Genomic DNA, 12,487 nt, shown 5'->3' with positions numbered 1-12,487 from the left:
CTTTGCCTTTGTCTGCATGAAAAACGATGACTCCGGCCCCATCGGGCAGGCCATTCGGCGCATCCGCAAGGAAAAGAAGATATCGCTGCAAGCCTTGTCCTCTTCCTCCGGCGTCGCCATCGGGATCCTCAGCGAAATCGAACGCGACCTGGGCAACCCATCGCTGAAGACCTTGATGCGCATCCAGCAGGCCCTGGGCGTGCCACTGAGCGCGTTGTTCGACGAGCCGCCGGCCGGCCAGGCCGATGCCGGCGGCCTGGCCGCCCATGTCCGGCGCGAGGGGACGCGGCGCGCCGTGCCGTTCGGCACGCCGCTGATGACCAAGGAGATGCTTTCTCCGCCCGCCGGCCAGCGCCTGCAATTCATGGTGCTGACCATCCAGCCGGGCGGCACGTCCGGCCCCGCGGCCCTGAGCTATCCCGCCGAGAAAGGCGGGATGGTCTTGCAAGGGGCATTCGACCTGGCGCTGGCCGACCAGGTGCTGCACCTGCGCCGCGGCGACAGTTTCCAGTTCGATGGCGCCACGCCGCACATCTTCAGCAATCCCTACGAGGAGCCCGCCAGCCTGCTGTGGATCATCTCGCACGAGCCGCTGGCGGCCCGCCAGCTGTAGGTCACCAGCGCCGCGCGGGGGCAGGCAGGTCCAGGGCGCCCCGCAGCGCGTCGCACAGGCGCTGGAACTCGGCCTCGGCCACGGCGCTATAGCGGCGCGCGCGCAAAAAGCCATGGATCATGCCCTGGCCCACGCGCAGCTGCACCGCCGTGCCGGCCTCCCGCAGCTTGTCGGCGTAGCGCAGGCCATCGTCGAGCAGGGGATCATGGTCGGCAAGCAGCAGATAGGCCGGCGGCAGCCCGGCGTGGTCCGCGGCGCGCATCGGCAGCGCATAGCCGTCCGCCGCATCCGGCCCGCCAGGCAGGAAAGCCTCCAGGGCAAACGCCATCGCCTCGCGCGTCAGGAAGGCGTCCTGGGTGTTGTGCAGATAGCTGGGCGTGTCCAGGTCCGCGTCCAGGGTGGGATACACCAGCGCCTGCATGCGCAGGCGCGGGCCTTGCCGATCGCGCGCCAGCAGCGCGCACGCGGCGGCGAGATTGCCGCCCGCGCTGTCGCCGGCCACCGCGATGCGGTCCGTGTCGACCTTGAGCATGTCCGCCTCATCGGCGGCCCAGCGCAGGGCCTCGTAGGCATCCTGGGTCGGCGCCGGATAGGGGTTCTCCGGGGCCCGGCGGTAGTGCACGCTGAAGACCTGCGCGCCGGTATTGGCGGCCAGGCTGGCCGTGATGAAATCATGGCCTTGGGGGCTGCCGGCCACGAAGCTGCCGCCATGCAGGTAGACGATGGTGGGCAGGGCGGCCTGGCTTTCGGGCCGGTAGATGCGCACCGGTATCTCATGGCCCTGCCGCACGATATAGGTGTCGCTCACCGCCAGGCCGGCGGGGTAGGGCTCGCGCACCAGCGCCGCATACTGGTCGGCCCGGGTGCGGCGCTGCGCCAGCGAGATTTGCAGCCCCGCCATCCGGCCCAGCGCGCGCCGGGCCTCGTCCACATAAGCCTGGATACCTGGGTCGTATGTCATGCGCGGTTTTCCTTGTCGTGTCGGGAGGGGCGGGACCCACTATAGCCAGATTTTCGCTTTGGCGAAAAAAAACTGTCCACTGAAATCGACGCCGTTTCGCCGATATGCGACAGTGGCGGTTCGCGGGATCCGGCCCCGGGAGCGGCCGCGACGACCCATTCCTCGATCGAGATGACGATGACTGCTGAAACCGCTGTATTGCGCGCCGCCTCGCTGGCGCCGCCCGTGAGTACCGTCGTGGCCGACCCGGCCAGCGTCCACGCGGCGATCGAAAGCCGCTTTTGCTGCCGCGAGTTTCTTTCCACCCCCGTCGAGCGGGAGGTGCTCGAGCGCATCCTGCGCGTGGCCAGCTGGGCGCCGTCCGGGTCCAACAACCAGCCCTGGAAGGTCTATGTCGTGCAGGGCGCCAGCCGCGACGCCCTGTCGCGCAAGGTCTGCGAGGCGCACGACGCCGTCAACGCGGATCCGGCCCTGGCCGGGCGCTACCGCGAGGAGTACCAGTACTATCCCAGGCAATGGGTGTCGCCCTATATCGAGCGCCGGCGCGCCTGTGGCCTGGGCCTGTACCGCGTGCTCAACATCGCCAAAGGCGAGCGGGCGCGGATGCATGCCCAGCAGCAGCGCAACTACGAATTCTTCGGCGCGCCGGTGGGCATGTTCTTCACCAACGAACGGCTGCTGGCCGAGGGTGCGCTGGTCGATACCGCGATGTTCGTGCAGAACGTGATGCTGGCGGCGCGCGCAGAAGGCCTGCACTCCTGCATCCAGGCGGCCTGGAACCCGTTTGCCTCGCTTGTCCTGCCGCATCTCGGCGCGGGCGACGAACGCCTGGTGTGCGCCCTGGCCCTGGGCCATGCGGACGTGGCCGCGCCGGTGAACACCTTCCGGCCCGACCGCGTGGACCCGGCGGCGTATACGTCCTGGCTGGATTAGGGGCGGGCGAAGGGCTGGTCTTGGGCTTGCCGCAAGGCCGCCCCGGCGCCCGCGATTCTCATTTAATGAGAGCGGAAAACGGGCCGGCCCGTTTTAGTATCATGGACGCCATCCCCCCGCGCGGGCCCGGCCCGCGGGCATCCAGACGAGCGTTCATGAGCGATATCTTTCACTTCGAGGCCGGCACCGCGCCGCTGCTGATTTCCATCCCCCATCTGGGCAGCCTGATCCCCGAGGCGCAAAAGCCGCTCATGACCGAGCTCGGCCTGCGTTCGGGCGATACCGATTGGCACCTGGATCGCCTCTACGCCTTCGGCAAGAAGCTGGGCGCCTCCTTCCTGTGGGCGCGCTATTCGCGCTACGTGGTGGACCTGAACCGCCCGCCCAACGACGAGAGCCTCTATCCCGGCCAGGCCAAGACCGGCCTCTGTCCCACGCATACCTTCGACGGCCAGCCCCTCTATCTCGACGGCCGCGAAGCCATCGGCCAGGCCGAGCGCGATGCGCGCCGCGCACAGTACTGGCAGCCCTACCATGACCAGCTGCGCGGCGAGATCGAGCGCCTGCGCGCCCGGCACGGCAAGGTCCTGCTCTGGGAAGGCCATTCGATCGCCAGCGTCATTCCGCGCCTGTTCGAAGGCAAGCTGCCCGACCTGAACATCGGCACCTCCAGCGGCGCCAGCGCCGCGCCCGCCATCCAGGACGCCATCCAGCGCGAGCTGCAAGGGCAGTCGGCCTATACCTGGGCGGTCAATGGCCGTTTCAAGGGCGGCTACATCACGCGCCACTATGGCGATCCGGCCAACAACATCCACGCGGTGCAGCTGGAGATGTGCCAGTCCACCTATATGGAAGAGCGCCACCCCTACCCCTGGGTGCAGGCCGAGGCCGCCCGCGTGGGCGCCCTGGTCGAGAGGCTGGTGAACAAGGCTTTCGAGACCCTCTGACCGCCTGGAGGGATGCCGGCCGCGGCCGGCATCGATGGACGCGGGGACCGCCGGCTGGCACAGCCCGCGGTCCCTTTTCTTTGGCGCCGCCCGGGATGGCCGGACAGGCCTGGCGCGCTACTGCTGCTTGAGCCCGAAGCGGGCCACGATCCCGGCCTGGCGCGCCGTCTCGCGCCGGGCATGGGCGGCGAAGTCGGCGCCGGACATATAGACCACGTCCTGGTTGAGCGTCTCCAGGGTCTTGAGGTGCTCGGGGTCGTCGAGCGCTTGCTGGAAGGCGTCGTGCAGACGGGCCATGACGGCCGGCGCCATGCCCGGCGGGCCGGCGATGCCATAGGGGGACTGCTCCGAAATGCCGTAGCCCAGTTCTTTCAGGGTCGGGACATCGGGCCATTTCTTGGCGCGCTTCTCGCTGTAGACGGCCAGCAGCCGCACGCGGCCGCTGTTCACCAGTTCCGCCCAGGCGCTGCCGTCGGAGCTGAAATCGACCTGGCCGGAGAGCAGCGCCATATTGACTTCGGAATTGCCCTTGTACGGGACGTGCAGCCAATCGATGCCACGTTGCTGGGCGACGGCTTCCATGGTGACGTGCTGCACCGAACCCGTGCCTATGGTGCCGTAGCGCACTTTGCCGGGATGGGCTTTCGCATAGGCGACCAGCTCGTCGAAGGTCTTCCAGGGCGCGTCGCTCTTGACGGCCGCGCCGAAGAGATAGCCCGATACGCCGATGATGTAGGACAGCTTGGCCGGGTCATAGGGCATCTTGGTGATGGCGGGCATGCGGAACACGCCCACCGACACCTGCGACAGGGTGTAGCCGTCGGGGGCGGCCGTGCTCAGGTTGACCGCGCCCAGGGAGCCGCCGGCGCCGGGTTTGTTCACGATGGTGATGGGCTGGCCGAGGCGGCGCGCGGCCGCCGCGCTCAGGCTGCGCATCTGGATGTCCGTGGCCCCGCCGGGCGGGTAGGGCACGATCATCGTGATGGGGCGTTCGGGAAATTCGGCCTGCGCGGGCGCGCCGGCCGCCACGAGGCCGAGCGCCACCAGGGCTGGGGCAAAGATTTTCAAGGCAAGTCTCCTCGAGAAAGAATGATGCTGGGCGGGCGATGCGTGCCGCCGCCCTGTTATGCCTGCTGGCGCAGGAAGTCCAGTATGCGTTGCGCCACGGCCTGGGGCTGCTCGAAGTGCGGCAGATGGCCGCAGTCGGTGAATATCGTCATCTCCGCATGGCGCAGGCTGGCCTGCCATAGCGCGGCCTGTTCCGCCGGCACGAGCTGGTCGTGATCGCCCCAGAGCACCAGCGCGGGGATGTCGAGGCCGGCGAGCGCGGTTTCGAGGCGGGGGTTGTGGAAGCTGCCGCCCAGCCTGGCGGTGGCGGCGCGATTGCGCTTTTGCAGGGCGCGCTGGGCATCGTCCATGGGCTCGGCCAGGACGCGATCGGCCACGCCTTGGTCGAAGTAGAGCTTGCGCACGAACGCTTCTTCGCTGGCGGGCGGGGCCGAGGCCACCCTGGGCCGCAGTCCGGCCGGGCCGATCAGGGTCAGGCTGCGGACATGCTCCGGGTCCAGCGTGGCCAGCTCGGCCGCCAGCCAACCGCCGAATGAGCTGCCGATGACATGGCAAGGGCCGCTGGCGCGCAGGAAGTCGCGATAGTAGGCGGCCAGGTCAGCGGTCGAGCCGATATCGGGCGACTCCGGCGTCAGGCCGAAGCCGGGATGTTCGGGAAACCAGATCTCGTGGCCGCGCGCCAGATGCTGGAAGAATTCGGGCCAGCCGCTCAGGCCGGCGGCGCCGTGCAGGAACAGCACGCGCGGGCCCTGGCCGCCTTGCAGCATGCGCGCCGGGATGCCGCGCACGGTCCGGGTGGTCAATATTCCATCCAAGTCATGACTCCTGTGTTGATCAAAGCAATGTCGTGGCCGTCAGGCCGCCGCCGCATAGGGCGCGGCCGTGGTGCAGAGGTAATCGTCAGGATCGAATTCGCGGGTCAGGGACCAGAAGTCCACCAATCGCCAGGGGGAGGTCATGGTGACGCGGTTGTGCTTGTTCTTGTACCAACTGGTCACGCCGGGATGGGCCCAGACCATGTTGCGATGGCGTTCGTCGATCTGCTGGTTATAGCGGTCATGCACGTCGCGGCGGACTTCCAGCGTGCGCAGGTTGCGCTCGACCATCTCGCGTATCGCCTGCAGGATGTAGGTGACCTGGCACTCGCTGTGGAAGATGGCGCTGCCGCCATGCGAGAGGATGGTGTTGGGGCCGGCCAGGACGAACAGATTGGGAAAACCGGGCACGCTCATGCCTTTATAGGCGCGCGGATCGTCGTCGCCCCAGCGTTCGCGGATGCTGCGGCCGCCCCGGCCGATGATTTCCATGGGCCACAACAGCTTGGAGGCATGAAAGCCCGTCGCCATGACGATGGCGTCGACCTCGTGCAGCTTGCCCGCGCGGGTCAGGATGCCGTCGGCCGTCACGCGCGCGATCGCGTCCGTTTCGAGTTCGACATTGGGACGCTTGAGGGTCGCAAACCAATGGTTGTCGCGCAGCAGGCGCTTGCCGTAGGGGGGGTAGCCCGGCGTGCATTTACGCATCAGCGCTTCGTCGCCGCCGAGCTGTTCGCGCATATAGGCCAGGATGTTCTCGCGCATCTGGTGGTTCTTGGCATTGAGCGAGATATCGGGCTGGCTCCAATCGGGATCGATGAACAGGCTGTCGTGAAAGCTGTCCGAAGCGGCCCAGAAGATCAGGAAGCGCGCCCACTGATTGAAGTAGGGGATGTGGCGCAGCGCCCATTTCTGCCCATCCGGGACGGCGCGGTGGTAGTTGGGGTTGCCCATGGCCCAGTGCGGCGAGCGCTGGAAGATGGTCAGCTTTTCCACCTTGGGCGCCAGCGCGGGGCCGGCCTGCATGCCGCTGGCGCCGGTGCCTATCATCGCGACCCGGCGGCCGTCGAGCTTGATGGCCGGATCCCATTTCGCCGTGTGCACCACCTCGCCGCGGAAATCCCGCAGACCTTCGATGCGCGGCGTGGCCGGCACATTGTGCCCCACGGCGGTGATGAAGACATTGCAGGCCTGGGCCTGGGCGCGGCCGTCGCGGTCCACGCTGTGCACCAGCCACAGGCCGCTTTCCTCGTCCAGCCTAGCGCTTTGCACCGATACGCCGAAGCGGATGTGCTCGCGCAGGCCGAACTTGTCGGTGGTGTCCTCGATGTATTGCTGGATTTCGTCGCGCTTGGCGAAGTAGCGCGACCACTGCGGATTGGGGTTGAAGGAATAGGAATAGAAATGCGAGGGCGTGTCCACGCCGCAGTCGGGATAGGTGTTCTCGTGCCAGGTGCCGCCGACGGTTTCGTTGCGTTCCAGGATGACGAAGGGGATGCCGGCCTGCTTCAGGCGCACGGCCGCGCAGATGCCCGACAGGCCGGCGCCGGCGATGAGCACGCGGAAATCGGCCAGGCCCAGGGGGGCGGGGTCGCGGCGCCAGCGCAGGGCGCGGGGGTCGCCCTGCGCCAGACCCAGCTCCTCGACGAACAGGGGCACGTATTCGGGCGGCATTTGCGCGCCCACGCTGGCGCTCATGATGCGGTGCAGGACATCCGGCGGCGGCAGGGCCGGCAGGCTGGGATCGGCGGCCTTTTCCTTGAGCACGCTCACCAGGCGCTCGCGGATGCGGCGGCGCAGAGGTTCCGGCACCTTTTCCATATAGTTCCAGCCGCCTTGGATGTGGGGCCTCATCTCGTCGAGGATGGCGAGATCGCCCGTCAGGTGCACCAGGACGAGCGCGGCGGGCACGATGTCGGCTTCTTCAAGCGCGGCGCGCAAGGCGGCTTCGTCGCGCGTTGCCGCATGGAATATATTCTCGGTGGGATGCTTCATTGTCTCCAGACCTGATAAGAAAGGCATGGCGGCAGTCTAGGGAGGATCCCGGCCGGGCATGACGATATTGATTGATGGGTGGGATCAGGAATCCTGATGGCGCGCCGGCCCACCGGAGGAGACACAGGCCATGGAGATCCGGGCCCTGCATTACTTCATCGGCGTTTTCGAAGAAGCCAGCTTTACCCGCGCCGCCGAGCGCATGCATGTGGTGCAGTCCGCCCTGAGCATGCAGGTGCGCAACCTCGAAGAGGAGCTGGGCACGCCCCTGTTCGAACGCGGCCAGCGCGGCCTGACGCCCACCGTGGCGGGCCGGCGGCTCTACGAGCTGGCGGTGCCCATCGCGCGCGATCTCTCGGCCGCCAAGCAGGAAATCCTCGACCTGGTGGCCGGCGATGTCGTCACCGGCTCGCTCAAGGTGGGCGTGACCTCGTCCATGTGCAAGAACGTGCTGGGCAAGGTGCTGGATGATTTCCTGCGCCTCTATCCCGCCGTGGACATCTCCGTCACCGAGGGGTATGCGCGCAATATCACCGAGCTGGTGCAGGCCGGGGCGCTGGACCTGGGGCTGGGCGCCATGCCGCTGGACAGCACCAGCCTGTCCTGCGAACTGGGCTTTACCGACGAGTTCGTGCTGGTGTCCAGCCAGCCCATCAACGGCCCCACCTTCAGTCATTGCGATCTATCGGCGATGCATGACCTGGTGCTGGTCATCCCTTCGGAGCGGCACCTGCTGGGCTCCACCATGCAGAGCTATATCGCCAGCGGCCGCGTCAAGGCGCGCAAGGTCATCAAGATCGACGGCATGGTCGCCACCCTTGAGAGCATCCGCCATTCCGACTGGGGCGCGATCTGCCTGATGAACTCGGTGGCCGACCAGATCGATACCGAGCAGTATTTCATCTATCCCATTTCCAATCCGCGCGTGCAGTTCGATCTCTTCCTGCTGCACGACCTGCGTTCCCCGCCCACGCTGGCCGCGAGGCGCTTCAGCGGCATGTTCTCGCGCCGGCTGCGCGAGATCAAGGAAATGTGGTCGAGCAAGTTTCCGGAGCTGGACGCCTCGGTGCGGCGCCTGTGATCCTCGGCCGCCACCCTGATTCAGGTCCGCCCGGCGCGTGACGGCGAGACCGGGGCCCGGGCGGGCGGGACATGGCGGCCTCGCATCGAGCGCCGCGCGGCCGCGCGCTGAGCGCTTCAGGCGTTGGCGCCGCCGTCCACGGTCAGTCCGGTGCCATTGATGGAGCGCGCCTGCGGGCCGGCGATGAAGGCGACCAGCGCGGCGATGTCGTCGGGCGAACCGTACTCAGGGATGGCCATGCGCTCGCGCTGGGCGTCGGCGTGTTCGCCGTTGGCCGGGTTCATCTCGGTGTTGGTGGACCCGGGGTGGACGATGTTGACCGTGATGCCGCGCGGCCCGAGATCGCGCGCCAGCCCCTGGGTCCAGGCGATGAGGGCCGATTTGCTCAGCGAATAAAGACTCATGCCCGGCGCGGGGACACGGCTGGCGAGGTTGCTGCCGATGGAGATGATGCGCCCGCCCTTGCCCATGTGGCGAGCCGCGGCCTGGCTGGCGAGGATGACGGCGCGCACATTGATGTTCAGCGTGGCGTCGATGTCGGCCAGGGTAAGGTCCTCGAGGGGGCCGGCGCGGAAGATGCCGGCATTGTTGACCAGGATGTCCAGCCCGCCCAGGGACCGGGCGGCCTCGTCCACCGCCGCCGGAACGGCGCGCGGGTCGGCGCTGTCCGCCTGGATGGCCAGGCCGCGCCGCGCCAGCGCCTCGATGCCGGCCACGACCTGGGCGGCGCGGTCCGCCGCGCGTTCGTAGGTGATGGCGACGTCGGCGCCTTCGGCGGCCAGGCGGCGCGCGATGGCCGCGCCGATGCCGCGGCTGCCGCCGGTGACCAGGGCCTTCTTGCCTTGCAATGTGCTCATGGGGTTACCTTAATTCTGTAGTGATCGGTACAAAAATGCTATGGTAGAGTCATCCAGGCGTCAAGAATTTATTTACCAATCAGCACAAAATTCGGATATCGATCATGGCAGAGCGAGGCCGTCCCAGGAGTTTCGATCGCGAGGCCGCCTTGGCGCGCGCCATGGAGGTCTTCTGGCGCAAAGGCTATGAAGCCGCTTCGATGGCCGACCTGACGGCCGCCATGGGGATTGCCTCGCCCAGTCTCTACGCGGCCTTCGGCAGCAAGGAGGCCTTGTACGGGGAGGCGCTGGCGTACTACAGCGCGACCGAGGGCAGGGAGATCTGGAGCGCGCTCGCCCAGGCCGGCAGCGCCTACCAGGCGGTCGAGGCCTACCTGATGGAATCGGCCCGGGTGTTCACGCGCCGCGCCAAGCCGGCCGGCTGCCTGATCGTGCTCTCGGCCCTGGGCGACCATGCGGGCGCCTTGCGCAAGCGCCTGGTCGAGATGCGGGCCGCCAATATCGCCGATCTGCGCGAACGCCTGCAGGCCGGGGCGGACGCGGGCGAGATCGCCCCGGCCGCCGACCTCGATGCGATGGCGCGCTATTACGTCACCGTGCAGCAAGGCATGTCCATCCAGGCGCGCGACGGCGCCAGCCGGCGCGAACTGGAGAGTGTCGCGGCCGCCGCCCTCGCGGCCTGGCCGGCCCTGGCGGGCCAGGCCCATTGAGGCGCTTCCGGCTGCCGAGTTCTCAGGTGCCGAGCGCCCGGGTCTCGCCGTTTCGAGCGCCCGTCTTGGTGTCTGATAGCGCCAGGGAAGGATTGGCCTATGACAACTACAATCCCCGCCATAGACCGGGGATGCCATGACGATAGAAGGAAAGACCGCCGCCGAGATCTTCGACAGTGTGCGCGCCCAGGCGCAGGCCGGCGCCTTGACGCCCGGCATGAGTCTGCCGCCGGTGCGCGAGCTGGCCGCCGCGCTGGGCGTCAACCGCAATACGGTGGCCGCGGCCTATAAGCGCCTGGTGGCCGCCGGCATCGCGGTCGCTCAGGGGCGTCTGGGCACGGCGATCCGCCAGCCGCACGGCCCGGGCGAGCAGGAGGGCCAGGGCGCCGATCCCGAGCTGATCGACGCGGCCAGCGGCAATCCGAATCCAGCCTGGCTGCCGGAGCTTGCGGCGCCGGCGCGGCCGCGGCGTCTGTATGGCGAGCCCACGGTCAATGCCGGACTGGCCGCCTATGCGCGCGCCTGGTGCGCACCCGATTGTCCTGGGGAGTTCGAGGTGGACATCACGCATGGCGCGGTCGATGCGATCGAACGCCTCCTGGGCGCCTGCCTGGTGGCCGGCGACCGCGTCGCGGTGGAGCAGCCTTGCTTTCTGAGCAGCATCAATCTGTTGCGGCTGGCCGGCCTGCAGGCGGTGGGCGTGCCGGTCGACGAGCAGGGCATGCAGGCCGCGGCCCTGGAGGCCGCGTTGGCCTCGGGCGCGCGGGCGGTGATCCTGACGCCCCGCGCCCATAATCCCACCGGCTGCAATCTGAGCGCATCGCGCGCCCAGGCCCTGGCGCGCGTGTTGGCGCGCCATCCGCAGGTCTTGGTCATCGTCGACGATCATTTCGCCTTGCTGGCCGAGGCGCCGTATTTTTCCGTCCTGGGGCGCGGACGCCAGCGCTGGGCGCTGGTGCGCTCTTTCTCCAAGGCCTTGGGGCCGGACCTGCGCGTGGCGGCCGTGGCCAGCGATCCGGCCACGTCCCGCCTGCTGCGCCTGCGCCTGGCGCCGGGCACCCACTGGGTCAGCCATCTGCTGCAGGACCTGGTCGAGGCGACGCTGGCGCGTCCACAGACGCAGCACCTGCTGGCGCGCGCGCGCAAGGACTACGCGCGCCGCCGCCACCATCTTCGTCACGCCCTGCAGGCGCAAGGCGTGGACGGCGCCTGGCCGGGCGACGGGCTCAATGTGTGGCTGCCAATGGAGGATGACCGGGCGCTGGCCGAGGCGCTGGCGCGGCGCGGCTGGGCGGTGCGCGAGGGACAGGCGTTTGGCGTGCAGGCGCCCGTGTCGGGCCTGCGCCTGACCATTTCGACGCTCGATGCGGCGCAGTGCCGCCGGCTGGCGCGCGATGTGCGGGCCGGTCTTGCCCGGCTTGAGAAATAATTCAATTGCATGGGAGTTTGCGGATTCCTATCCTGCCTGTCTGGTTGTTGAGGGTGCCCGAGCGCATCGCGATCACCGCCCTGTCCGAGGGCGGATCCACCGGAGACAGGCATGGACAGGAGACAGTTGCTGGCCCTCGCGGCCATGGCCCCGCTGGGCCGGGCGTTTGCCCAGGCGGATTTTCCCAACCAGACCATCAGGCTGATCGCGCCTTATGCGCCGGGAGGCACGGTGGATATCCTGTCGCGCCAGCTGGCCGAGCCGCTGCGCGCCGGACTGGGGCAGTCCGTCATCGTGGAAAACCGCGGCGGGGCGGGCGGCACGCTGGGCGCCGACGCGGTGGCCAAGTCGCGTCCCGACGGTTATACGATTCTGTTCGGCGCGGTGCATCACGCCATCGCGCAATCGGTCTATCCCCATCTGGGCTATGACATCCGCGAGATGACGCCGGTCGGTTTCCTGGGGCGGGTGAACCATGCGCTGATCGTCAACAAAAACCTGCCCGCCGGCAATGTGGCCGAGCTGGTCGCCCTGCTCAAGGCGAGTCCGGACAAGTACAGCTATGCCACGCCGGGCGCGGGCACCATGCAGCATCTGATGGCCGAGTACTTCAAGAGCGTGACCGGCACGCAGATGATGCATGTGCCGTATCGCGGTTCGTCGCCGGCCATCGTGGACATCATCGCGGGCAATGTGGACATGATGTTCGAGACCATGCCTTCGGCCATCCAGCACATCCGCGCGGGCAGCGTGCGGGCCATCGCCGTGACCTCCAGGGACCGCTCGCCGCATCTGCCCGATGTGCCCACCGCCGCCGAGAGCGGGGCCCCCAATTATGACGCCACCAGCTGGTACGGCATCTATGCTCCGCCGTCCACGCCCCAGGCGGCCGTGGCGGCGCTGAACCGGGCCGTCAACCAGGCCTTCGGCGACCCGCGCTTCGTCAAGCGCTGGGTGGAGCTGGGCGCCGACGCCGGCGGCGGCACGCCGGACGAGCTGGCCCAGCTCACGCGGAGCGAAGTGTCGCGCTGGGGCGAGGTGGCGCGGCGCGCCAAGATCTCCGTCGGTTGAGCCTCCG

At 68.3% G+C, this 12,487-nt stretch carries 12 protein-coding genes; 7 read left to right on the top strand and 5 right to left on the bottom strand.

The window, feature by feature from the left end:
- Nucleotides 1-16: 16 nt before the first annotated feature.
- Complete coding sequence (locus AXA74_RS00540) at nucleotides 17-613, top strand: cupin domain-containing protein (RefSeq protein ID WP_032958173.1); 597 nt, start codon at nucleotides 17-19, stop codon at nucleotides 611-613.
- Nucleotide 614: 1 nt separating this feature from the next.
- Here AXA74_RS00540 and AXA74_RS00535 read toward each other — a convergent pair whose 3' ends face one another.
- Nucleotides 615-1,574 (bottom strand): alpha/beta hydrolase, encoded by a 960-nt coding sequence (locus AXA74_RS00535; RefSeq protein WP_032958171.1) that lies wholly within the window; start codon nucleotides 1,572-1,574, stop codon nucleotides 615-617.
- Nucleotides 1,575-1,751: 177 nt separating this feature from the next.
- On the opposite strand from AXA74_RS00535, the gene AXA74_RS00530 reads away from it, so the two are divergent.
- Together AXA74_RS00530 and hutG are read left to right on the top strand one after the other, a co-directional pair.
- Nucleotides 1,752-2,507 (top strand): nitroreductase, encoded by a 756-nt coding sequence (locus AXA74_RS00530; RefSeq protein WP_032958170.1) that lies wholly within the window; start codon nucleotides 1,752-1,754, stop codon nucleotides 2,505-2,507.
- 155 nt (nucleotides 2,508-2,662) lie between these two features.
- The gene (gene hutG, locus AXA74_RS00525) at nucleotides 2,663-3,454 is read left to right on the top strand and encodes an N-formylglutamate deformylase (protein WP_032979485.1); all 792 of its coding nucleotides are present in this window, start codon (nucleotides 2,663-2,665) and stop codon (nucleotides 3,452-3,454) included.
- Between the two features lie 117 nt (nucleotides 3,455-3,571).
- Here hutG and AXA74_RS00520 read toward each other — a convergent pair whose 3' ends face one another.
- The 3 genes from AXA74_RS00520 to AXA74_RS00510 are packed head-to-tail and all read right to left on the bottom strand — an operon-like array spanning nucleotide 3,572 to nucleotide 7,332.
- A complete protein-coding gene (locus AXA74_RS00520; RefSeq protein ID WP_029578196.1) occupies nucleotides 3,572-4,522 on the bottom strand; it encodes a tripartite tricarboxylate transporter substrate binding protein in 951 nt (316 codons plus the stop codon).
- 56 nt (nucleotides 4,523-4,578) lie between these two features.
- Nucleotides 4,579-5,337, bottom strand: coding sequence for an alpha/beta fold hydrolase (locus AXA74_RS23695; protein ID WP_126623655.1), 759 nt, complete (start codon nucleotides 5,335-5,337; stop codon nucleotides 4,579-4,581).
- 39 nt (nucleotides 5,338-5,376) lie between these two features.
- The gene (locus AXA74_RS00510; protein WP_029578198.1) at nucleotides 5,377-7,332 is read right to left on the bottom strand and encodes a flavin-containing monooxygenase; all 1,956 of its coding nucleotides are present in this window, start codon (nucleotides 7,330-7,332) and stop codon (nucleotides 5,377-5,379) included.
- Nucleotides 7,333-7,462: 130 nt separating this feature from the next.
- Between AXA74_RS00510 and AXA74_RS00505 the strand changes: the two genes are divergently transcribed.
- Nucleotides 7,463-8,413, top strand: a complete 951-nt coding sequence (locus tag AXA74_RS00505) for a LysR family transcriptional regulator (protein WP_029578199.1) — start codon at nucleotides 7,463-7,465, stop codon at nucleotides 8,411-8,413.
- Between the two features lie 116 nt (nucleotides 8,414-8,529).
- Here the strand turns inward: AXA74_RS00505 and AXA74_RS00500 are convergent, their stop codons facing one another.
- Entirely contained in the window at nucleotides 8,530-9,270 is a 741-nt protein-coding gene (locus AXA74_RS00500; RefSeq protein ID WP_032958163.1) for an SDR family NAD(P)-dependent oxidoreductase, read from the bottom strand.
- 104 nt (nucleotides 9,271-9,374) lie between these two features.
- Between AXA74_RS00500 and AXA74_RS00495 the strand changes: the two genes are divergently transcribed.
- From AXA74_RS00495 to AXA74_RS00485, 3 genes are all read left to right on the top strand, one after another.
- Nucleotides 9,375-9,980, top strand: coding sequence for a TetR/AcrR family transcriptional regulator (locus AXA74_RS00495; RefSeq protein WP_032979484.1), 606 nt, complete (start codon nucleotides 9,375-9,377; stop codon nucleotides 9,978-9,980).
- 136 nt (nucleotides 9,981-10,116) lie between these two features.
- Nucleotides 10,117-11,409: a MocR-like B6 salvage transcription factor PtsJ gene (ptsJ, locus tag AXA74_RS00490; protein WP_032979483.1), complete on the top strand. Its 1,293-nt coding sequence runs from the start codon at nucleotides 10,117-10,119 to the stop codon at nucleotides 11,407-11,409.
- Between the two features lie 111 nt (nucleotides 11,410-11,520).
- A complete protein-coding gene (locus AXA74_RS00485) occupies nucleotides 11,521-12,480 on the top strand; it encodes a Bug family tripartite tricarboxylate transporter substrate binding protein (protein WP_029578203.1) in 960 nt (319 codons plus the stop codon).
- Nucleotides 12,481-12,487 lie beyond the last annotated feature (7 nt).

This window comes from Bordetella hinzii LMG 13501, assembly GCF_001548475.1.
Lineage (GTDB): Bacteria > Pseudomonadota > Gammaproteobacteria > Burkholderiales > Burkholderiaceae_B > Bordetella > Bordetella hinzii.
This window is presented reverse-complemented; position numbering and strand designations above follow the sequence as displayed.